Genomic DNA, 19,856 nt, shown 5'->3' on the forward strand with positions numbered 1-19,856 from the left:
TTCAGACGGCCTTTTTTGTATTTATTTTTTGTTTTTTAACGAACCTAAATAAATCGCTAATAAAGTTAAAGTGGCGCCACTCCATTGGACGATATTAATCGGTTTATCCAGCCAGAAATAATCGATCAACATGGCAGCAACTGGTTCGGAGAGCAGTAGTAGGCCGGTCAGCGATAGGGATAAAAGCGGGATGGCGTAAGCAATCAATGCCCAAGCGAAGCATTGCATAACGATGCCGTAGATGGAGACTAGAATCACATCGTTTAAAGTTTTGGGGTAAAGATGGGTAGCATCGAATAGTAGAGATGGGATGACCAGCGCTATTGCGCCGCCGAAGCTTAAAATCATCATCAGCGGAAACAAACCGACTTTTTCCTGCTCATGGGTTTTGCGTACAAAGACCATAGACAGGGCCAGCATGGCACCGGATACTACGCCGCTGACAAATCCCCATGCGGCATTGTCGTTATGATCGAACTCTGGGCTGCCGATCAAGGCGACGCCTATGGTGGCCAATATCAAACTTAAAATTTGCAGGGTGCTTAAACGTTCTGAATAAAAGAAGAAGCCGATGGCGGCTAAAAAGAAAATCTGCAGGCTGTTGAGCAAGGTGGAAATGCCGGGACCCACGGCGTGAATGCTTTCGTGCCAAAGGGCGAGGTCGAATGCGAGGAAAACGCCGGATAAGATTGCGTAGCCGACTGTTTTTCTTTTTGTGGGCATTTTTTGTCTGAAAAAACGCCCGAGCAGGAAGAATATAGGGGCGGCAATCAGCAAGCGCCAGAATGCGATGGCGTAAGAGCCGACATCGACAAATTTGACGATCAAGCTGCCCAAGCCGAAGACGACGCAGCCGACGACCAATAGGGGCACTGCATAATTTCCCGAACCTGTCTCCATCGGCTTCTCCATCAATCAAATGAAGACGATTATTCCATAAAATATAGCTGGAGCGCTAATGATAAAGAGCCGTAAGCCAAGATAAAGGGTTTATGATGAAAGGCCGTCTGAAAACTGTTTCAGACGGCCTTTTGATGATTTTCTGGCTTGATTTCGTATTGTTGTAGTATAAAATCGTTTTACGCCGTGTTTTCAGACGGCCTGATCAGTTTTGGTTTTGAGAAAAGGATAATTGGAAATGGCAAACCCTATTCGTGCGTTTTTGGATTATGTGCCGTCGGTTGATGAGTCTTGCTTTATAGATGAGACTTCGGTTGTGATTGGTGAAGTGTCGCTGGCGGAAGATGTATCCGTTTGGCCTTATGCCGTATTGCGTGGCGATGTGAACAGCATTTCTATCGGCAAACGCAGCAATGTGCAGGACGGCAGCGTTTTGCATGTGTCGCATAAGAATGCGGCGAAGCCTGACGGTTCGCCTTTGATTATCGGCGATGATGTGACGATTGGGCATAAGGTCATGCTGCATGGCTGCCGAATTGGGAATCGCGTGTTGGTGGGCATGGGCTCGATTATTTTGGATGATACGGTTGTTGAAGATGATGTGATGATAGGCGCGGGCAGTTTGGTGCCTCCTCGCAAGCGTTTGGAAAGTGGTTTTTTATACGTTGGCTCGCCTGTGAAACAAGTGCGTCCGCTAACTGATGAGGAAAAGGCATTTTTGACGTATTCCTCTGCGCATTATGTCCGTCTGTCCGGCCAGCATAAAATTTCAAAATAAGGACAACCAATACAATGAACGCAATTTATCTGGCTTCGGGCAGTCCGCGCCGTCGTGAGATTTTGGAGAATTTGGGTTTCACGGTACGCCGCCTTCCTGCGGATATTGATGAAACCCCTAAAGAAGGCGAAGCCGCAGTAGAGTATGTGCGCCGTATGGCATGCGAGAAAAATCAGGCAGCGGTGGCGCAATGGTTTGCTGCTCATGATCAAGAGCCTGAGTTTGCCGTATTGACGGCGGATACGACGGTGGCGGATGGTGAGGCTATTTTAGGTAAACCGGAATCCGATGCGGATGCGCTCGATATGCTGGAACGCTTGTCCGGACGGACGCATCAAGTGCTGACGGCTGTATGCGTTTACTGGCAAGGCGTGCGCCATGATGTGGTGCAGACGAGTGAAGTGCGCTTTAAAACGTTGACGGCTGAGGAAATTGCAGCCTATGTTGCCAGCGGCGAGCCGATGGATAAAGCCGGTGCGTATGGGATTCAGGGCTTGGGCGGCGTATTTGTCGAGCATTTGCAGGGTAGCTTTACGGGCGTGATGGGTTTGCCGGTTTATGAGACCGCGCAACTACTGAAATCTTTGGGTTTGGAAGCGCCGCCGTTTGCTTAAAATTAGGCAAATGCCGTCTGAAAGCGTGCCGACAAAAACGCCTGTTTCAGTTACAATACTGCCTTAAACAGCTTGCTTGAAGAAAGATATGAAAGAACATAAGGCCCGGAAACGCTTCGGGCAGAATTTTTTGCAGGATACGCGGATTATTAGCGATATTGTCAACGCGGTAAGACCGCAGCCCGATGATATCGTGATTGAAATCGGCCCGGGCTTGGCAGCCATTACCGAGCCTTTGGCGAAGAAACTCAACTGCCTGCATGTCTGCGAAATCGACCGCGACATCGTACGCCGTCTGAAGACCTTGCCGTTTGCAGATAAATTGGTGATACATGAAGGCGATGTATTGCAGTTTGATTTCAACAGCATTGAAGGCAAGAAAAAAATTGTCGGCAACCTGCCGTACAATATTTCCACGCCGCTTTTGTTCCGATTGAGCGAAGTGGCAGACGATGTGATCGATATGCACTTTATGCTGCAAAAAGAAGTGGTCGAACGCATGGTGGCGCAGCCGAAAACCAACGACTATGGCCGTCTGGGCGTAATGCTGCAATATTTCTTCGATATGGAAATGTTGATTGAAGTACCGCCTGAATCCTTTGATCCAGCGCCGAAAGTGGATTCAGCCGTCGTGCGCATGATTCCGGTGAAACACCGCATCGGTAAAGCGGAAGATTTTGAACATTTTGCCAAACTGGTGAAACTGGCTTTCCATCAACGCCGTAAAACCATACGCAATAATTTGAAGGAGCTTGCCGGCGATGATGATTTGCAGGCAGTCGGCATTAATCCGCAGGACAGGGCAGAACACATTGCCGCTGAGAAATATGTGGAATTGAGCAATTATCTGGTTCAAAAGGCCGTCTGAAACAGTAATGGCAATTTTTAAGCAACCTCCTATTCAATGGGGGGTTCTGGGTGATTCATATTTGTGGCTCGAGTTGGCGCAGTATTTTTCCGGTAAAGATATGCCGCCTGAGCGGCACCGTTTTGAAGCGGCAATTATCGGCGCAGTTTGGGTATTGACCGGGTATCGTCTCGATAGGGAAGAGCAATTTAAAGTCAATCAGTATAATCAAGGCGGAATCTCCGGCGGCATAGTCAGTTGCCGCTTTTGGCTGGAAACGGCTATTCCTTTGCTTTGGCAGCGGCAATCGCAACTCAAGCCCCGAAAATTTTGGCAGTTTGGAAAGAAATAATGATTAAATTCAAAAATGTACACAAACATTTTAAAGATTTGCACGTTATCAACGGCGTGAATCTGGAAGTCAAACAAGGCGAAGTGGTCGTTGTATGCGGTCCTTCAGGCAGTGGCAAATCGACGCTGATTCGTACGGTAAACCAACTCGAGCTCATTGAAAGCGGCGAGATTTGGGTGGACGGCATCAATGTTGCCGATCCGAAAACCGATTTGAACAAAGTGCGCGAAGAAGTGGGCTTTGTGTTCCAAGGGTTCAATCTGTATCCGCATTTGACTGTCTTGGAAAATATTATTCTTTCTCCGATGAAAGTGAAAAACCAAAGCCGTGAAGAGGCGGAAAAGAAAGCGATGGAGCTTTTGGAACGCGTCGGTTTGGCGCATAAAAAAGACGTGCTGCCCGGCCAGCTTTCCGGCGGTCAGCAGCAGCGTGTAGCGATTGCACGCGGTTTGGCGATGGAGCCGCGCGTGATGTTGTTTGACGAGCCGACTTCCGCACTTGATCCTGAAATGGTCGGCGAAGTATTGAAAGTGATGAAAGACTTGGCGGAAAGCGGCATGACCATGATGTGTGTAACCCATGAGATGGGTTTTGCGCGCGAAGTCGCCGACCGTGTGATTTTTGTCGATAAAGGCCAGATTCTGGAAGATGAAACGCCGGAAGAATTTTTTACCAATCCGAAACACGAGCGTGCCAAACAGTTCCTGCAACAGGTGATGACACATTAAACTCGGGCCGTCTGAAATTTCAGACGGCATTGTCAGTTTGAATGATTTTGAAAGTTGAAAATAATGTATTTTGTTGACCGTACCGCTGTTGTGCTGAAGCCGACCGCCCGTTTTTTGGAATGGCTGAAATCCGCCGATGAAAATATGCCCGACCTGACCGTCGAGCAACTGCGCACTAACTGTTCCGTATTCCTTGTGCCGCAATTTGACGAACCCGAATCCGTCATTTCCTATTTTGACGAACGCTACCAGCAGATTTTTGAAGCCGAATTGGCAGGTTGGGACATCGATAAAAGCAAATGGCCGCAAGACATGAGCTTGAAGGCTTTTTGGGAATTTTTCGATACCGAAATCCACGATATGGTTTTGGATATGGAAGAGGCGGAATTGAACATTACGCCTGTTTTCGACAATATGATGTAAAGCCGTGCGCAGTTTTCAGACGGCCTTAAAGCCCTCGCGTTCTTTGAAAATTCTGATTGTCTTCTTACACCTTTCGGCGGTTGCCTTATGTCTTGCTGAGTTTTACGGCTGGATGATGTGGCTGGGTTTGGCGGCATTGGCCGGCAGTTTTGCCTATGCTTGGCGCAGCGTTAATTTTCAGACTCGAAATGCGGTCGGAAAAATCATCATCGACCGCCAATACCGTGCGACGGTTTACTTGAATGACGAGGAAGAGGGAAGAAGCGCGGTTTTGCAAGACAGCAGTATGTTGACGGTTTATGCTTTGTTTTTGCAATGGAATGTTGACGGGAAAATAGTCAAGCACTGCATCTTGCCTGATATGGCCGACCGCGATGCCTATCGCCGTCTGAAAGTGTGGGCGCGTTGGTGTCGTGAAAAAGAAGACAAAGTAGAACTTGCGGCAGATATGGATTAAACGGCTGTTTCAGACGGCCTTTTGAAGCGATAAATACAATGAAAACATTACAAGACTGGCTGTCTCATTTGGAGACTGCCCATAGTTCCGGCCTTATCGATATGGGTTTGGAACGCGTGGGAGAAGTGAAAAAACGCATGAATTTGGTGCCGCAATGTCCTGTCGTCGTGGTGGCGGGTACGAATGGCAAAGGTTCCGTATGTGCCTATTTGTCGCATATTTATAAAGAAGCCGGTTTTAAAGTCGGTACGCTGACCAGTCCTCATCTTCTGCGTTACAACGAACGAATCGCCATTAACACTCAGCCGGTTTCAGATGAATTGATTGTTTCCTCATTTGAGCGTATCGAAGCGGCGCGCGGCGAAATTTCTCTGACGTATTTTGAGTTTAATGCTTTGGCGGCCGTTGATATTTTCATGCATGAAAATGTGGACGTAATGATTTTAGAAGTCGGTTTGGGCGGACGGTTGGATGCTGTGAATGTATTTGACGGCGACTGCTCGGTCGTTACCAGCGTGGATTTGGATCATCAGGCATTTTTGGGCGATACTGTCGAGCAGGTCGGTTTTGAAAAAGCCGGAGTGTTCCGTAGCGGCAAACCTGCCGTATGCGGACAGAATCCTGCGCCTGAATCATTGCTCAAACACGCAGAAGAAATCGGCGCAAAACTGTTGATGGTTCAACGAGATTTTGATTTTGCGTCAATGGAAAGCGTACAGTGGAACTACCGCTTCCATCCTCAATCTTCAGACGGCCAAAGCCGTAACCGCAATTCCTTGCCGTTTCCTGCTTTGCGCGGTGCCTATCAGTTGTCCAATGCCGCGTGTGCATTGACGGTGTTGGAATGTTTGAACGAACAATTGCCGGTTGATATCGGCGCGATTAAACGCGGTTTGCTGTTGGTTGAGAATCCTGGACGTTTCCAAGTTTTGCCCGGCCGTCCGCTGGTGGTCTTGGATGTCGGCCACAATCCGCACGCAGCCCGTGCTTTGCGCCGCAGTCTGATTAACCTTGCCTTTGCCCAAAAACGGACCGCCGTATTCAGTATGTTGTCCGACAAAGATATTGACGGTGTGCTGGAAATCGTTAAAGACCAGTTTGACGAGTGGAACATTGCGCCTTTAGATGTACCGCGCGGCATGACGGTGGAGGCTTTGCAGGCCAAATTGGTTGAACACGGCATCGACAATGTAAATGTTTTTGAAACTGTCGCCGCAGCCTACCGCGCTGCTTTGGCGAAAGCAACCGAAAATGATAGAATCGTTGTTTTCGGCTCATTCCATACTGTTGCCGATGTAATGGCTGTTTTGAAAGAACACTAACGAGGAAATTATCATGTCCGACAATAAACAAAAAGAAACTCCAAACGGATACGATTTAGACGGTTACGAACAACTCAAACGTCGCAACCGCCGCCGCTTGGTTTTGGCCTCCGGCTTGGTGGTGGCTTCAGGTATGCTGTTTGGCCTGGCGCTGACATCGGGCGACGATAAAAATTCACCGTTTAAGGAAGCACCTGTCGGTCAGACTCAAGTCAAAACGGCGGATGAGCCCAGTAAGGCTGTTGTCCTAGAGCCGAATAAAGAGGATGTTGCGATGGCTGAAGAAGCTGCCCGCCATGCGGATGCCGAAGCGCAAAGCAAACCTCAAAATGCCGGCGATGAAGAAGACAATGCGCCGGTTGAAGTATTGAAGCCAAACCGTGAATCTGCTCCCGAAGATGTCGGCGAGCCGTTGGTTTTGATTAATGATACTTTGGATGACGGCAATATTAAAGGTTTGGAAGAGTCTGAGCGTATTCAACGAGCTGAGGCCGCCAAACGCGAAGCTGCCGAACGCCGAGCCGAAGAACGCCGCCAACGCCAGGCAGAACAACGTGCTGCGGCACGCAAGGCACAAGCCCAACAGGAAGCGGATGAAAAAGAAAACGCATTGGCTGCTAAAAAACGCGCACTTCAAGCGCGTGCTGAAAAAGCAGAGCGTGAAGCCGCTGCCGAACGCAATAAATTGGCACAATTGGAAAAAGCAGAGAAAGCCATTGCCGAGCGTAAATCTGCCAAAAACAGCAAAGACAGCGTAAAAGACAAGGCCGAACCTGCCAAGAAAGCAGAAGCCAAAGTTGAAAAACCAAAAAATGAAAAAGCTAAACCGGAAACGGCCAAAGCAGAAAAAGCCGATAAGGTAAAAACTGCCGAGAAGCCTTCTGAAAAAGCTAAACCTAAAGCTGAAAAAGAAAAAGCAGAAGCCAAACCTGCTAAAAAGGCCGCTATTCAGGCTGGTTATGCTGAAAAAGAACGCGCACAAAGCCTGCAACGTAAAATGAAAGCCGCAGGTATCGATTCGACCATTACTGAAGTGATGACCGATAAAGGTAAGGTGTATCGCGTGAAATCAGCCAGTTATAAAAATGCACGCGATGCAGAACGCGATTTGAACAAATTGCGTGTACATGGCATTGCCGGTCAGGTGACCAGTGAGTAATCTGCCTGTTGCCGATTTATTGGCGGCCGCCGTCATCGTCATTTGCATCATTATCTCGTTGACACGGGGTATTATTGCAGAAGCAGGGGCGATGGTGGCGTGGGTGGTATCGTTCATTGCAGCCAGAACGCTCGCTATGCCGTTTGCCGATGTGGTCTTTAAATCGGTTGAGCCGCATTCCTTAGCGGTTGCCATGGGTTTTGTCGCCGTGTTTTTTCTGGCATGGCTGTTGCAGAAACTGGCACGATCGCTGTTGAGCAGTTTAATGTCTGCCATTGGTTTGGGAAGCATCAACCGTTTGCTTGGCGGCGTATTCGGTGCAGTGAAAGGTGTGATTTTGGTAACACTGGCTGTGATGGTTTTTTCGCATACCGATTTGCCGAAGACGGAAGAGTGGCAAAGTTCCCATACGATTCCGTATTTTGAATCACTTGCCGATGCCGCAATGCCGTATCTGCCGGGAAAAGAAGATATGCATGAGGAAGCGGATGATTAATATTAATGGTTTCAGACGGCCTGAAGGTCGTCTGAAACCGTTTTTATTTGTCTGAAGGTAGCATTATATTGTCAACAATTCGAGCAAACTCATCTAAATTATTTTATAATGACGGCTTACCCATTTAATCTTCAAACTCGGAGAAGCACGATATGTGTGGTGTATTAGGTTTGGTTAGTCATGAGCCGGTCAATCAGATGTTGTATGATGGTTTGCAGATGTTGCAACACCGTGGTCAGGACGCAGCAGGTATTGTTACTGCCGAAGGCAATATATTTCATATGCACAAGGGCAAAGGCATGGTGCGCGAAGTGTTCCGCACCCGCAATATGCGCGACTTGGTCGGTAATGCCGGCATCGCGCATGTCCGCTATCCGACTGCAGGCAATGCGGGCAGTAGCGCAGAGGCTCAGCCGTTTTATGTCAGCTCACCATTTGGCATTGTTTTGGCGCACAACGGTAATCTGACCAATACTGAAGAGCTGTATGAAAACGTATGCAACAAACACCTGCGCCACGTTAATACCAGCTCCGATTCCGAAGTATTACTCAATGTATTCGCGCACGAATTACGCCGCGAAGTCTCTAAAAATACAGCCCCTTATCAACTTACCATCGACAATATTTTCAACGCCGTTTCCGAAGTACACCGTTTGGTGCGTGGCGCATACGGTGTCGTAGCCATGATTGCCGGATATGGCATGCTGGCTTTCCGGGATCCTTTCGGTATCCGTCCGTTGGTTTTGGGTTCGCAAATTGACGAATCCGGCAAAAAATCTTATGCCGTTGCCTCCGAATCCGTTGCCTTTAATGCACTTGCCTATGATTTGGAACGCGATATCCAGCCGGGCGAAGCCGTATTTATTGGTTTTGACGGCACGATTATTTCCCGTCAATGCAGCGATAAAGCCAAATTAAGCCCTTGTCTTTTTGAATATGTTTATTTTGCCCGCCCAGACTCCGTCATCGATGGCGTTTCCGTTTATCAGTCCCGTATGGATATGGGCGTATCTTTGGCAGAAAAAATCAAACGCGAGCTACCTGTCGATGATATCGATGTCGTGATGCCGATTCCCGATACCAGCCGACCCAGCGCGATGGAGCTTGCCGTTCATCTTGAAAAACCTTACCGTGAAGGTCTGATTAAAAACCGCTATATCGGCCGTACCTTTATTATGCCCGGCCAAGCAACACGCAAAAAATCAGTGCGCCAAAAACTCAGCCCGATGGAAACCGAGTTTAACGGCAAAAGCGTTTTATTGGTGGATGATTCCATTGTACGCGGTACGACCAGCCGTGAAATCGTCGAAATGGTACGCGCGGCAGGTGCACGCAAAGTCTATATTGCTTCTGCAGCTCCCGAAGTGCGCTATCCGAATGTGTACGGTATCGATATGCCGACCCGTGAAGAACTGATTGCAAACGGCCGCAGCGTGGCAGAAATCGCAGCCGAGATTGGCGCGGATGGCATCGTCTTCCAAAACTTAGAAGACTTGGAAGCAGTAGTCAAAGCACTCAATCCAAAAATCGAATCCTTTGATTCTTCATGCTTTAATGGTGTCTATCAAACCGGCGATATCGATGAAGTGTATCTAAACCGTCTCTCTACCGAAAAATCAGGTTGTGGCGGCTTGAAAGTTCATCCAAGCAAAATGGAACACAGCATCAGTATCAGCGATAGCGATGATGATGAAGAATAAAGTAAATTGACTTACAATAAAGGCCGTCTGAAAATTAATGTTCAGACGGCCTTTAATTATGTTTTAGACACATCATGAGTACCGAAACCAAAAATTACATCACACCTACCGGTTGGCAGGCACTGAAAGACGAACTTTATCATCTGGTCAACAAAGAACGCCCGGAAATCGTCCAAATCGTTAACTGGGCGGCAAGCAATGGCGACCGCAGCGAAAATGGCGACTATCTTTACGGCAAACGCCGTATGCGCGAAATCGACCGCCGTATCCGCTTCCTAACCAAACGTTTGGAAGCCGCCGTCGTCGTCGATCCTGAAGCACGCGAAGCCACGGACCAGATTTTTTTCAGCGCCACCGTTGGCTTATTGCGCGGAGACGGTCGTGAACAAACCGTCAAAATCGTCGGCGTAGATGAAATTGATACCGCTAAAAACAAAATCTCATGGATTTCCCCTTTGGCGCGCAGCCTGATAAAAGCACGCGAAGGCGATGAAGTTGTCTTGGATACACCGGAAGGTCGTGAGGTTATAGAGATTTTGTCGGTGGAATATATTAAGATTGACTGATTATGCGTGAATAAAGCAAGTGAAGCTACAAAAGGCCGTCTGAAAAATATACTTTCAGACGGCCTTTCAAATGATTCAAAAGAAAATCCTACATTTGCACCGAGCCGCTGACGGTCAGGCTGATTTCTTCCGAACCTGGGGAGGTTGGTACGCCATCTTCTATTCCTGCAGCTACTTCTGCAGCAGGGATTGCACGCAGCATTTTGGCGTGTGCAAAGTCGCCGCCGACTTGGCGGTTGCCGATATGGCCCAGGTTGAGTTTAACGATTTTGTAACTGGAGAAACCGAGTGTTTGGGCGAGGTTTTGGGCGCGGTCTTTGAAGCGCAGGATGACGGCCTTGCTCAGTTGATCAACGGTTTCTTCGCGTTTTTCTTTGGATACGGAAAATGAGGTGCTCTCCAAAACGGCGATATTGATGCTGTCGGCAATTAGGCGGTTGAGTGCTTCAAAGTCTTTGCTTTCTACTTTGAAGTAGGCGTGTTCTTCCCAGCCGGTTTGGGTGCGTTTGCCGTTGGTGTATTGATAGCGTGGGGAAGCGTTGCGCTCCATTAGCTCGGTTTTAAATTTGCTGTTTTGGGAGATTTTGTTGAACTGGTTGAATTTCTTCATGAAGGCTTGGTTGACGGCTTGACGGTCTTTACCTTCTGCATTGACGCTGAAATGCGCAGTCATGGTATCCCGCGGCACTTCCATGTTGGCGGATTCGGAAAATTCAACGATGTTGTAGTTGAGGCTTTCTGCTGCTACGGGCAGGGAGGCAGCTAGCAGTAGGGCGGTAATGGCTGGGCGGAGCATTTTGGTTTTCCTTGTAATGCGGATTTTAAAAAAATAATTTAGCATGAAATATGGAAACGTTGGCTTTGGCAAGCGTAAGGATTTGTATGGGTTGAGGCCGTCTGAAAAGAAGTTACTTTGTATCCATCAGGCTGACTTCATGGGGATTGAGGCGGGCTTTTTCTTCTTGGCCTAAGCCGACCAATTTCCGTAATCGGGTCATGTAGGCATTGACGTCAAGGCCACGTCCGTAGCGTTGTGCTTCCCAGATGGTTTCTGCCAAGGCTTCCATCATGTCGTGTTCGGCTTTGACCCAGTCGCCGTTGTAATGGGCGCAAAGTTGTTGGTGGATGGCACGGATGCCCGGTGGCTGGTCGATGGCGCTTTGTTCTTGCAGGGAAAGGTGTAGCGACATATGCAGGAATGGGTTGCTTTCGCCGTCTTCGGGCAGCCATTCTTTATCTAAATATTGCTCGATGTCTTCGAGATAGTGTCCGTATTCGGGATGGGCTTCGATAATGCGCAATGCTTTTTGTTGCAGGCCGTCCAATTGGAGCGGTGCGAGCCTGTGTTGCCAGACGTGGGCAAAGAATCGGCGGACATCGTGGGTGTTTACGTCATACATGATGGGTGTGATTTGATTTTGGGATATGTGATTATATAGCGATTGCGATAAAAAAGGCCGTCTGAAAAATATGTTTTCAGACGGCCTTTGTTTTGCAAGGTTTAACGGCGGTCGATGATTCGGTAATACACTTCGCCGTCTTGGACATAGCCCAATTCGACGCGGGCAATTTCGGCGATAGCCTCTTGTCCGTGTGCCAAATCTTCAACTTCCGCATTGAGGAAATTGTTGCGCAAAGTGAGCGTTTGGTTTTTTTCCTCCTGACGGACGAGCTGCTCCTGCAATTCTTCCGTATGCCCGACGCTGCCTTTGCCAAACCAAAGGCTGTACTGACAGCACAAAAGTGCGAAGGTTAAAACAAAAGTCACCCACTTCATACAATCAATATCCTATATTCTGCTTATTTGCCCAATTGGTAGAATGCGGCTTTGCCAGGGTAGTAAGCGGCTTCGGCCAATTCTTCTTCGATGCGCAACAATTGGTTATATTTCGCCATGCGGTCAGAACGGGACAGGGAGCCGGTTTTGATTTGCATACAGTTGGTGGCAACTGCCAAGTCGGCAATAGTGCTGTCTTCGGTTTCACCGGAACGGTGGCTCATTACGCTTGCGTAGCGGTTGCGTTTGGCCAAGTCAACAGCTTGCAGGGTTTCGCTCAATGTACCGATTTGGTTGACTTTGACCAGCAATGCGTTTGCCACGCCTTTTTCGATGCCTTCGGCCAAGATTTTTGGATTGGTTACGAACAAGTCGTCGCCGACCAATTGAACTTTTTTGCCCAATTTTTCGGTCAGCAGTTTCCAGCCTTCCCAGTCGTTTTCGTCCATGCCGTCTTCGATGGAAATGATTGGGAATTCGTTAACCAGGCCTTCCAAGTATTCGGCAAATTCTGCGCTGGTGTAAGAGCGGCCTTCGGCTTCCAGATGATATTGACCGTCTTTATAGAACTCGCTGGATGCGCAGTCCAGGGCGAACAATACGTCTTCGCCTGCTTTGTAGCCGGCGGCTTCCGTAGCTTCTACGATCAGTTGCAGGGCTTCTTTGTGGCTGTTCAGGTTGGGTGCGAAACCGCCTTCGTCGCCAACGGTAGTTGGGAAGCCTTTGCTATCGCACAGTTTTTTCAGCGCGTGGAAAATTTCGGCACCGCAACGCAGAGCTTCGCGGAAAGATTTTGCGCCGACAGGCATAATCATGAATTCTTGGATGTTCAGGCTGTTGTTGGCATGTTCGCCGCCGTTGATAACGTTCATCATTGGAACCGGCAGGGCCATTGGGCCTGCGCCACCCAAGTAACGGTACAGCGGTAGGCCTGAATCTTCAGCGGCCGCGCGTGCTACGGCCATAGAAACGGCCAAAGTGGCGTTGGCACCCAAGTTGCCTTTGTTTTCAGTACCGTCCAATTCGATCATGATTTGGTCGATATAAGATTGTTCGTTGGCATCGATACCGATGAGGGCTTGCGCGATTTGGTTGTTGACGTGGTCAACGGCTTTCAATACGCCTTTGCCCAAGTAACGGGATTTGTCGCAGTCACGCAGTTCCAAAGCTTCTTTTTGGCCGGTTGATGCGCCGCTTGGTACGGCTGCGCGTCCCATGACGCCGGATTCCAACAATACGTCACACTCTACGGTAGGATTGCCGCGAGAGTCTAAGATTTCGCGTGCAAAAATATCAACGATTGCGCTCATGAATATCTCCAAATAGGATGGTAAAAGAAAAGTAGCTTTGTTACGTTTCAGACGGCCTTAAGGATGATTGCCAAAGTCTGATGAATGCAGCCATTATACCGTCTTTGCCGGGCATGGCATCGGCGTCGGTATGAAACCGACTGTAAGTTTGTTTCACGTCAATATCGCTCAAACAAACATAAGCCGTATAGTGTAACATTTTTTACCCTTTTTAGGGTGAAAAGCTGATTAAATCAGGCATAAGGCCGTCTGAAAAACGGATTAGCCTTCACCCAAAATCATTGAGCCTACGCCGTCATCAGTCAGCACTTCCAAGAGCAGGGCGTTGGGAACGCGGCCGTCTATGATGTGCGTGGCTTTGACGCCGCTTTTGGCGGCTTCGACGGCGGAGGCAATTTTAGGCAGCATACCGCCGTATAGCGTGCCATCTTCAATCAGTTCGTCGATGCGGCTTGGTGTCAGGGTGGTCAATAATTTGCCTTCTTTATCCAGTACGCCGGGGATATTAGTCATCATCAGCAGTTTTTCGGCTTGAAGTTTTTCCGCCAGTTTGCCGGCAACCAAGTCGGCATTAATGTTGAACGCTTCGCCGTTTTGACCTACGCCGATGGGTGCGATGACAGGAATGCAGCCGCGTTCGACCAAGCCTTCCACCAAACGGGTATCGATGTCGGCCACGGTGCCGACTTGGCCGATGTCCACACCTTTTTGTTCGGGCGTGTCAATCAGGAGTTTTTCCGCTTTGATGAAGTGGTTGTCCCGGCCGGTAATGCCGACGGCGCGACCGCCGAAGGTAGTAATCATGGAAACGATTTCTTTATTGACGTGTCCGCCTAAAACCATTTCTACGATGTCCATGGTTTCGCTGTCGGTCACGCGCATGCCTTGAACAAATTCTCCTTTTTTGCCGACTTTTTCCAACATTTCATTGATTTGTGGACCGCCGCCGTGAACGATGACGGGATGCAGACCGATTAGTTTGAGCAGGACGACATCGCGTGCGAAACCCTCTTTTAAGGCAGGTTCGGTCATGGCGTTGCCGCCGTATTTGATGACGATGATGGAGCCGGAAAAACGGCGGATATAAGGTAAAGATTCGGCAAGGACGCGCGCCTTGATGGCAGGGGAGACAGATTGTTGCTGGGTCATGGTTTCAACCTTGTTTCATGATTTCGGCCTTTATCTTAATCCCAAAGGCCGTCTGAAACAATATTTCCAAGCGCTTGAAATCCTGTTAAATCAGTTAAATGGTTGAAACCAGCCTCATGCAAACGGTAAAATGACGGTTTGCTTCGGCCTCTTTGCCGATTACTAAGGATACCCATGATGAAAATCAGCACCCAATTCGATGCCGGTTCGGTCGTTGTCAAAGACTTGAGCAACCCTGCCGATATCCGTCTCGCCCTGCGTCCCGACAATGCTTCGGAGTTTGCCCAATGGTTTTACTTCCGTTTGCAGGGTGCGGCCTATCAAAACTGCGTGATGCATTTTGAAAATGCGGCGGACGCTGCGTATCCTTTGGGCTGGGAGGACTATCAGGCTTGCGCTTCTTACGACCGCCAAAATTGGTTCCGCGTGCCGACCAGCTATGAAAACGGCGTGTTGACCATCAACCATACGCCTTTGTCCAACAGCGTTTACTATGCCTATTTCGAGCCTTATTCCAACGAGCAGCATTTGAACCTTTTGGGTGATGCGCAGGGCAGCGGTTTGTGCCGTATCGATGACTTGGGCAGCACCGTTCAAGGCCGCGACATCAATCTTCTGACCATCGGCAACCAAGTCGAAAGCGACATGAAAGTCTGGATTATCGCCCGTCAGCATCCGGGCGAAACCATGGCGGAATGGTTTGTCGAAGGTTTGCTGGGCCGTCTGCTCGATCCGCAAGATCCGACTGCGCGCATGCTGCTTGACCGTGCGACTTTCTACATTGTGCCGAATATGAATCCGGACGGCTCGGTATTGGGCAACCTGCGCACCAATGCCGCCGGCGCCAACCTCAACCGCGAATGGGAAAACCCGACTTTGGAGCGAAGCCCCGAAGTTTTTACCGTCCGCGAAAAAATGATGGAAACCGGCGTGGATTTGTTCTTGGATATTCACGGCGATGAAGGTCTGCCGTTTGTCTTTGTGGCCGGTATCGAAGGCGTGCCGAACTACAACGAGCGCATCGAAGCCTTAGAAGATCAATTCAAACTTGCGTTGCTCAATGCCAGCCCCGATTTCCAAGACGATTACGGCTATGACAAAGATGCGCCGGGTCAGTCAAACATGACTTTGGCGACCAACTGGGTCGGCAATCATTTCAACTGCCTTGCCTATACTTTGGAAATGCCGTTTAAAGACAATGCCAATCTGCCGGACGATGATTTCGGCTGGAACGGCCAACGCTCGCTGCGCTTGGGCGAGGCAATGCTGTCTGCTATTTTGAATGTGGTTGGCGATTTGCGTTAAACCATCCGACACCGCATACAGGCCGTCTGAAAGTTCAGGCTTTCAGACGGCCTTTAAGATAAGGAACACACATTATGATGATACATCCCCAGTTTGATCCGGTGCTGATCAGCATCGGCCCGCTTGCCATCCGCTGGTATGCCTTGAGCTATATCGTCGGCTTTATCCTGTTTACGATTTTGGGCCGCCGCCGTATAGCGCAGGGCAATTCTGTGTTTACCAAAGAAACACTCGACGATTTCCTGACTTGGGGTATCTTGGGTGTCATCTTGGGCGGCCGTATCGGCTACGTTTTGTTTTATAAATTTTCCGACTATCTGGCCAACCCGTTGGATATTTTCAAAGTTTGGGAAGGCGGTATGTCGTTTCACGGCGGCTTCTTGGGCGTGGTCGTTGCCATGTGGCTGTTTGGCCGCAAGCATAACATCAGTATTTTAAAATTGATGGATACCGTTGCACCGCTCGTACCGCTGGGCTTGGCTTCCGGCCGTATCGGCAACTTTATCAACGGCGAACTTTGGGGACGCGTGACCGAACTCAATGCTTTCTGGGCAATGGGTTTCCCGCAAGCGCGTTACGAAGATGCGGAAGCTGCAGCGCACAATCCTTTGTGGGCCGAATGGCTGCAACAATACGGTATGCTGCCGCGCCACCCGTCTCAGCTTTACCAGTTTGCCCTTGAAGGCATTTGCCTGTTTGTCATCGTTTGGATTTTCTCGAAAAAACCGCGTCCGGCCGGTCAAACGGCGGCATTGTTCTTGGGCGGTTACGGTTTGTTCCGCTTTATTGCCGAATTTGCCCGTCAGCCTGACGATTATCTCGGCCTGCTGACCTTGGGTTTGTCTATGGGTCAATGGTTGAGCGTGCCGATGATTGTATTGGGTGCGATTGGTTTTGTTTGGTTTGGCCGTAAAAACAGCGTTGCCAAAGCATAAATAAAACAAGAAATAAAGGCCGTCTGAAAAGGTTTTCAGACGGCCTTTTTATGGCTTCAAGCAAACGGATTTTGGGTTTAACCGAAAAAGCCCATTTTAACTTGAATGAGTTTCTCCAGTTCCGGCAGAACGCGGCGGCGTGAGACGAAGAAGATAATGTGGTCGCCGTCTTGGAGGATGGTTTCGGTGTGGTGTCCCATGATGACCTCGCCGGTTGCGCCGCGGACGATGGCGGAGATGTAGCAGTCGCTTGGCCATTTGATGCCGCTGATACGGCGGCCGACGATGGCGGAAGTGTTTTTGTCGCCGTGTACCACCACTTCAATGGCTTCGGCCGTGCCGCGGCGCAGGGGGTGGACGGCAACAATGTCGCCGCGGCGGATGTGGGCGAGGATGGAGCCGATGGTAATCAGGTGGGGGGAAACGACGATATCGATTTTGTTGCCTTCGAGCAAATCGACGTAGCTTGAGCGGTTGACGATGGTAATCACGCGTTTGGCGCCAAGGTTTTTTGCCAATAGGCTGGACATGATGTTGTTTTCGTCGTCGTTGGTCAGCGCGCAGAAGACGTCGATTTCGTCGATGTATTCTTCGTCCAGCAGAGTTTCGTCGGTGGCAGAACCTTGTAGGACGAGGGTGTTGTCCAGATTCTCGGCCAGCCATTCGGCGCGGTGGGGTTTGTATTCGATGATTTTGATGTCGTATTTGGACTCGAGCTGCTTGGCGAGGCGGTAGCCGATGTTGCCGCCGCCGGCGATCATGATGCGGCGGGTACGCGCTTCTTTCGGACGCAATTCGCGCATGATGGCTTCAACGCTGCTGATGTCGGCGGCAAAAAGTACCTCGTCGCCTTCGATGATGACGGTTTGCGGTGTGGGGACAATAAGGCGGTTGTTGCGGTATATGGCACAGATTTGGCAGTCCGCGCCTTCGGGGAGATGTTGGTTGATGTCGGCAATTTCACGGTCGATCAGCAAACCGCCTTTGCGAGCTTGAACAATCACCATGCGGACTTGGTCGTTGGCAAAGCTGAGTACTTGCAATGCGCTGGTGTAGCTGAGCAGTCCGACAAGTTGTTCTGTAACCAGTTGTTCTGGGCTGATGGTTTCGGTAATGCCGAAGATGTTGAGGCTGCCTTCTTCGGGTTTGTCGCTGCCGGCAACCGGATATTCGAGGTATTCGCTTGAGCGTACGCGTGCAATACGGCCGGGGATGTTGAACAGGTCGGCGGCGATTTTGGAGGCAACGATGTTGGTTTCGTCGCTGCGGGTCAGGGCAAGCAGGAGGTCGGAGTCCGCCGCACCTGCCTGTTCGAGGGTAAAGGGCGATGCGCCGTTGCCGACGATGGTTTGGACATCGAGGCGGCTGCTGATGCGGTTGAGCGCTTTTTCGTCGATGTCGATGATGGTAACGTCGTTGCTGGGAACGGAGGCAAGGTTTTGGGCGACGGTCGAGCCGACTTGGCCGCTGCCGAGGATGAGTATTTTCACGGTAATTGAGTGTGTTCGGTAAAAATGAAATTGTAACAAAAGGCCGTCTGAAATTGGAGTTTTCAGACGGCCTGAGTTTTAAATAAGCCAGAAGGTTACCAGTAGCCCAAAACTTTCCACCACAAGATACCGACAGTGCCGAAAATCAGGATTTCGAGCACGCTCATGATGAAGCCGGCTTTCCACCATTCGGTCATGGTTACATAGTTGGAGCAGTAAATTACAGGAGCGGAACCGGTGGCGTAGTGGGTCAGCGACATCATGATGCCGGTAGCGGATGCCATAACCAGGGCAAACAGCATCGGTGGTGCACCCAAGGCCAAGCCTGCGCCGTAGAATGCGCCGAACATGGCGGTAACGTGTGCCGTGCCGCTGGCGAAAACGTAGTGGGCGTAGAGGTAGGCCAGCATCAACAGGGCACAACCGGCTTCCCAACCCAAGCCCATGTGGGCGATACCGTTTTGCATGGAGTCGGACAACCAACTGATGAGGCCCAGTTTGTTGAGGAAGTTTGCCATCATCACCAAGGCAGCAAACCAAACAATGGTATCCCACGCGCTTTTTTCTTTCAACGCATCTTCCCAAGTCAATACGCCGGTCAACAGACACAGGCTCAAGCCGAGGAAGGTGGTGGCGGTAGCATCAACTTTCACACCGAACAACATCTCGGGAATACCCGCCCATAACAGCAGCAGAACCAAGAAAATGCCCAGCATGATTTTTTCTTCACGCTTCATCGGCCCCATGGCAGCCAAATGCTCTTTTGCCAATGCAGTGGCGTTAGGGGTTTGTTTGATTTCAGGTGGATACAGGAAATACAGCACCAGCGGCATCAGCAGCATGGCAAGCAGGCCGGGTACGACCATTGCCAAGAACCAAGTGCCCCAAGAGAGTTGGATTTGCGAATTGGTGGCTTTGGCAACCAATTCGACTACCAGCGGATTGGGTGCGGTGGCAGTGATAAAAATCAGACAGGTAATCACATTGGAGTGGAAGTTGACCAGTGAAAGGTATTTACCAATTTTGCCTTCCGTACTTTTTTTAGGGTCGGAGTCGAAGCTTAAGGCAATGGATTTCATAATCGGATGCACGATGGCACCGCCGCGCGCGGTATTACTCGGCGTTACCGGACCGATAACCAAGTCGGCCAGTGCCAAGCTGTAACCTACGCCCAACGTGCGTTTTCCGAAGAGGGAGATCAGCAGGTAGCCGATACGCATACCCAAGCCGGTTTTCAACAGGCCGCGCGAGATGATGATGGCGATACCGATCATCCAGATGAGTGAGTTGTTGAGGCTGCTCAAAGCGTCTTTGGTTGCGTCGGCGGCTTTTTCGTTGGTCACGCCGGTCAGTGCAACCAAGGTAATGCCCAAAATCGCCATTGCGCCGATAGGCATGGCTTTGCCGATGATGCCGGCAATGATGCCGACAAATAATGCTAAAAGATGCCATGCGTCAGGCGATACGCCTTGAGGAACGGGGATAACGAACCAGATAAGCAGCGTCAGCACAAGTGCGACCGCGGCAGGAATTGGCTTGAAGCCCATG

23 protein-coding genes are annotated in these 19,856 nt (G+C 49.9%); 14 read left to right on the forward strand and 9 right to left on the reverse strand.

Annotation, left to right across the window (positions count from 1 at the left end):
* Nucleotides 1–21 precede the first annotated feature (21 nt).
* On the reverse strand, nucleotides 22–900 hold the full coding sequence (locus O3682_RS00410) for a DMT family transporter (protein ID WP_285069856.1): 879 nt from the start codon (nucleotides 898–900) through the stop codon (nucleotides 22–24).
* A gap of 238 nt (nucleotides 901–1,138) precedes the next feature.
* Here O3682_RS00410 and O3682_RS00415 point away from each other — a divergent pair, with 238 nt between their 5' ends.
* The 12 genes from O3682_RS00415 (at nucleotide 1,139) to greB (ending at nucleotide 10,342) form a co-directional block, all read left to right on the forward strand.
* Nucleotides 1,139–1,678 (forward strand): gamma carbonic anhydrase family protein, encoded by a 540-nt coding sequence (locus O3682_RS00415; protein ID WP_285069857.1) that lies wholly within the window; start codon nucleotides 1,139–1,141, stop codon nucleotides 1,676–1,678.
* Between the two features lie 14 nt (nucleotides 1,679–1,692).
* On the forward strand, nucleotides 1,693–2,292 hold the full coding sequence (locus O3682_RS00420) for a Maf family protein (protein ID WP_285069858.1): 600 nt from the start codon (nucleotides 1,693–1,695) through the stop codon (nucleotides 2,290–2,292).
* Nucleotides 2,293–2,380: 88 nt separating this feature from the next.
* Nucleotides 2,381–3,160, forward strand: a complete 780-nt coding sequence (gene rsmA / locus O3682_RS00425; RefSeq protein WP_049329405.1) for a 16S rRNA (adenine(1518)-N(6)/adenine(1519)-N(6))-dimethyltransferase RsmA — start codon at nucleotides 2,381–2,383, stop codon at nucleotides 3,158–3,160.
* A 7-nt stretch (nucleotides 3,161–3,167) separates the two neighbouring features.
* The gene (locus O3682_RS00430) at nucleotides 3,168–3,491 is read left to right on the forward strand and encodes a hypothetical protein (RefSeq protein WP_285069859.1); all 324 of its coding nucleotides are present in this window, start codon (nucleotides 3,168–3,170) and stop codon (nucleotides 3,489–3,491) included.
* On the forward strand, nucleotides 3,491–4,219 hold the full coding sequence (locus tag O3682_RS00435; RefSeq protein ID WP_371507979.1) for an amino acid ABC transporter ATP-binding protein: 729 nt from the start codon (nucleotides 3,491–3,493) through the stop codon (nucleotides 4,217–4,219). The genes O3682_RS00430 and O3682_RS00435 overlap by 1 nt, the downstream gene beginning before the upstream one ends.
* Nucleotides 4,220–4,282: 63 nt before the next feature.
* Nucleotides 4,283–4,642, forward strand: coding sequence for a hypothetical protein (locus O3682_RS00440; RefSeq protein ID WP_003747228.1), 360 nt, complete (start codon nucleotides 4,283–4,285; stop codon nucleotides 4,640–4,642).
* Nucleotides 4,643–4,646: 4 nt separating this feature from the next.
* Nucleotides 4,647–5,099, forward strand: a complete 453-nt coding sequence (locus tag O3682_RS00445; protein ID WP_371507980.1) for a protein YgfX — start codon at nucleotides 4,647–4,649, stop codon at nucleotides 5,097–5,099.
* Nucleotides 5,100–5,137: 38 nt separating this feature from the next.
* Nucleotides 5,138–6,421: a bifunctional tetrahydrofolate synthase/dihydrofolate synthase gene (gene folC / locus O3682_RS00450; protein WP_371507981.1), complete on the forward strand. Its 1,284-nt coding sequence runs from the start codon at nucleotides 5,138–5,140 to the stop codon at nucleotides 6,419–6,421.
* A gap of 13 nt (nucleotides 6,422–6,434) precedes the next feature.
* Nucleotides 6,435–7,580: a cell division protein FtsN gene (gene ftsN / locus O3682_RS00455; protein WP_371507982.1), complete on the forward strand. Its 1,146-nt coding sequence runs from the start codon at nucleotides 6,435–6,437 to the stop codon at nucleotides 7,578–7,580.
* Nucleotides 7,573–8,076, forward strand: coding sequence for a CvpA family protein (locus tag O3682_RS00460; protein WP_371507983.1), 504 nt, complete (start codon nucleotides 7,573–7,575; stop codon nucleotides 8,074–8,076). The genes ftsN and O3682_RS00460 overlap by 8 nt, the downstream gene beginning before the upstream one ends.
* A gap of 152 nt (nucleotides 8,077–8,228) precedes the next feature.
* The gene (purF, locus tag O3682_RS00465) at nucleotides 8,229–9,776 is read left to right on the forward strand and encodes an amidophosphoribosyltransferase (protein ID WP_371507984.1); all 1,548 of its coding nucleotides are present in this window, start codon (nucleotides 8,229–8,231) and stop codon (nucleotides 9,774–9,776) included.
* A gap of 74 nt (nucleotides 9,777–9,850) precedes the next feature.
* The gene (gene greB, locus O3682_RS00470; protein ID WP_003685038.1) at nucleotides 9,851–10,342 is read left to right on the forward strand and encodes a transcription elongation factor GreB; all 492 of its coding nucleotides are present in this window, start codon (nucleotides 9,851–9,853) and stop codon (nucleotides 10,340–10,342) included.
* Between the two features lie 88 nt (nucleotides 10,343–10,430).
* Here greB and O3682_RS00475 read toward each other — a convergent pair whose 3' ends face one another.
* The 6 genes from O3682_RS00475 to argB all read right to left on the reverse strand — a co-directional run bounded on the left by O3682_RS00475 (nucleotide 10,431) and on the right by argB (nucleotide 14,578).
* On the reverse strand, nucleotides 10,431–11,138 hold the full coding sequence (locus O3682_RS00475; RefSeq protein ID WP_371507985.1) for an SIMPL domain-containing protein: 708 nt from the start codon (nucleotides 11,136–11,138) through the stop codon (nucleotides 10,431–10,433).
* Nucleotides 11,139–11,250: 112 nt separating this feature from the next.
* Nucleotides 11,251–11,742, reverse strand: a complete 492-nt coding sequence (locus O3682_RS00480; protein ID WP_371507986.1) for a DUF1841 family protein — start codon at nucleotides 11,740–11,742, stop codon at nucleotides 11,251–11,253.
* 101 nt (nucleotides 11,743–11,843) lie between these two features.
* Nucleotides 11,844–12,119 carry a cell division protein FtsB gene (gene ftsB, locus O3682_RS00485; RefSeq protein WP_003679613.1) on the reverse strand — a complete coding sequence of 92 codons (276 nt, stop codon included), beginning with the start codon at nucleotides 12,117–12,119 and terminating at the stop codon, nucleotides 11,844–11,846.
* Nucleotides 12,120–12,142: 23 nt separating this feature from the next.
* Nucleotides 12,143–13,429 carry a phosphopyruvate hydratase gene (eno, locus tag O3682_RS00490; RefSeq protein WP_371507987.1) on the reverse strand — a complete coding sequence of 429 codons (1,287 nt, stop codon included), beginning with the start codon at nucleotides 13,427–13,429 and terminating at the stop codon, nucleotides 12,143–12,145.
* 40 nt (nucleotides 13,430–13,469) lie between these two features.
* Entirely contained in the window at nucleotides 13,470–13,628 is a 159-nt protein-coding gene (locus tag O3682_RS00495) for a hypothetical protein (RefSeq protein WP_159068726.1), read from the reverse strand.
* A 62-nt stretch (nucleotides 13,629–13,690) separates the two neighbouring features.
* On the reverse strand, nucleotides 13,691–14,578 hold the full coding sequence (argB, locus tag O3682_RS00500) for an acetylglutamate kinase (protein ID WP_049328699.1): 888 nt from the start codon (nucleotides 14,576–14,578) through the stop codon (nucleotides 13,691–13,693).
* Between the two features lie 174 nt (nucleotides 14,579–14,752).
* Between argB and O3682_RS00505 the strand changes: the two genes are divergently transcribed.
* Together O3682_RS00505 and lgt are read left to right on the forward strand one after the other, a co-directional pair.
* Complete coding sequence (locus tag O3682_RS00505) at nucleotides 14,753–15,883, forward strand: M14 family metallopeptidase (protein WP_371507988.1); 1,131 nt, start codon at nucleotides 14,753–14,755, stop codon at nucleotides 15,881–15,883.
* Nucleotides 15,884–15,957: 74 nt separating this feature from the next.
* Complete coding sequence (gene lgt, locus O3682_RS00510) at nucleotides 15,958–16,818, forward strand: prolipoprotein diacylglyceryl transferase (protein ID WP_004520768.1); 861 nt, start codon at nucleotides 15,958–15,960, stop codon at nucleotides 16,816–16,818.
* Nucleotides 16,819–16,895: 77 nt separating this feature from the next.
* Here lgt and trkA read toward each other — a convergent pair whose 3' ends face one another.
* Both trkA and O3682_RS00520 read right to left on the reverse strand, forming a co-directional pair.
* Nucleotides 16,896–18,308 carry a Trk system potassium transporter TrkA gene (trkA, locus tag O3682_RS00515; RefSeq protein WP_371507989.1) on the reverse strand — a complete coding sequence of 471 codons (1,413 nt, stop codon included), beginning with the start codon at nucleotides 18,306–18,308 and terminating at the stop codon, nucleotides 16,896–16,898.
* Between the two features lie 95 nt (nucleotides 18,309–18,403).
* On the reverse strand, nucleotides 18,404–19,855 hold the full coding sequence (locus O3682_RS00520; RefSeq protein WP_371507990.1) for a DASS family sodium-coupled anion symporter: 1,452 nt from the start codon (nucleotides 19,853–19,855) through the stop codon (nucleotides 18,404–18,406).
* Nucleotide 19,856 lies beyond the last annotated feature (1 nt).

This window comes from Neisseria sp. 27098_8_112 (assembly GCF_041433235.1).
Taxonomy (GTDB): domain Bacteria; phylum Pseudomonadota; class Gammaproteobacteria; order Burkholderiales; family Neisseriaceae; genus Neisseria.

Bases quoted from the DNA above. Each gene is read 5' to 3' on its own strand.
- O3682_RS00410 (WP_285069856.1), bottom strand. From the start codon at position 900: ATGGAGACAGGTTCGGGAAATTATGCAGTGCCCCTATTGGTCGTCGGC.
- O3682_RS00415 (WP_285069857.1), top strand. From the start codon at position 1,139: ATGGCAAACCCTATTCGTGCGTTTTTGGATTATGTGCCGTCGGTTGAT.
- O3682_RS00420 (WP_285069858.1), top strand. From the start codon at position 1,693: ATGAACGCAATTTATCTGGCTTCGGGCAGTCCGCGCCGTCGTGAGATT.
- rsmA (WP_049329405.1), top strand. From the start codon at position 2,381: ATGAAAGAACATAAGGCCCGGAAACGCTTCGGGCAGAATTTTTTGCAG.
- O3682_RS00430 (WP_285069859.1), top strand. From the start codon at position 3,168: ATGGCAATTTTTAAGCAACCTCCTATTCAATGGGGGGTTCTGGGTGAT.
- O3682_RS00435 (WP_371507979.1), top strand. From the start codon at position 3,491: ATGATTAAATTCAAAAATGTACACAAACATTTTAAAGATTTGCACGTT.
- O3682_RS00440 (WP_003747228.1), top strand. From the start codon at position 4,283: ATGTATTTTGTTGACCGTACCGCTGTTGTGCTGAAGCCGACCGCCCGT.
- folC (WP_371507981.1), top strand. From the start codon at position 5,138: ATGAAAACATTACAAGACTGGCTGTCTCATTTGGAGACTGCCCATAGT.
- ftsN (WP_371507982.1), top strand. From the start codon at position 6,435: ATGTCCGACAATAAACAAAAAGAAACTCCAAACGGATACGATTTAGAC.
- purF (WP_371507984.1), top strand. From the start codon at position 8,229: ATGTGTGGTGTATTAGGTTTGGTTAGTCATGAGCCGGTCAATCAGATG.
- greB (WP_003685038.1), top strand. From the start codon at position 9,851: ATGAGTACCGAAACCAAAAATTACATCACACCTACCGGTTGGCAGGCA.
- O3682_RS00475 (WP_371507985.1), bottom strand. From the start codon at position 11,138: ATGCTCCGCCCAGCCATTACCGCCCTACTGCTAGCTGCCTCCCTGCCC.
- O3682_RS00480 (WP_371507986.1), bottom strand. From the start codon at position 11,742: ATGTATGACGTAAACACCCACGATGTCCGCCGATTCTTTGCCCACGTC.
- ftsB (WP_003679613.1), bottom strand. From the start codon at position 12,119: ATGAAGTGGGTGACTTTTGTTTTAACCTTCGCACTTTTGTGCTGTCAG.
- eno (WP_371507987.1), bottom strand. From the start codon at position 13,429: ATGAGCGCAATCGTTGATATTTTTGCACGCGAAATCTTAGACTCTCGC.
- O3682_RS00495 (WP_159068726.1), bottom strand. From the start codon at position 13,628: ATGTTACACTATACGGCTTATGTTTGTTTGAGCGATATTGACGTGAAA.
- argB (WP_049328699.1), bottom strand. From the start codon at position 14,578: ATGACCCAGCAACAATCTGTCTCCCCTGCCATCAAGGCGCGCGTCCTT.
- O3682_RS00505 (WP_371507988.1), top strand. From the start codon at position 14,753: ATGATGAAAATCAGCACCCAATTCGATGCCGGTTCGGTCGTTGTCAAA.
- lgt (WP_004520768.1), top strand. From the start codon at position 15,958: ATGATGATACATCCCCAGTTTGATCCGGTGCTGATCAGCATCGGCCCG.
- O3682_RS00520 (WP_371507990.1), bottom strand. From the start codon at position 19,855: ATGGGCTTCAAGCCAATTCCTGCCGCGGTCGCACTTGTGCTGACGCTG.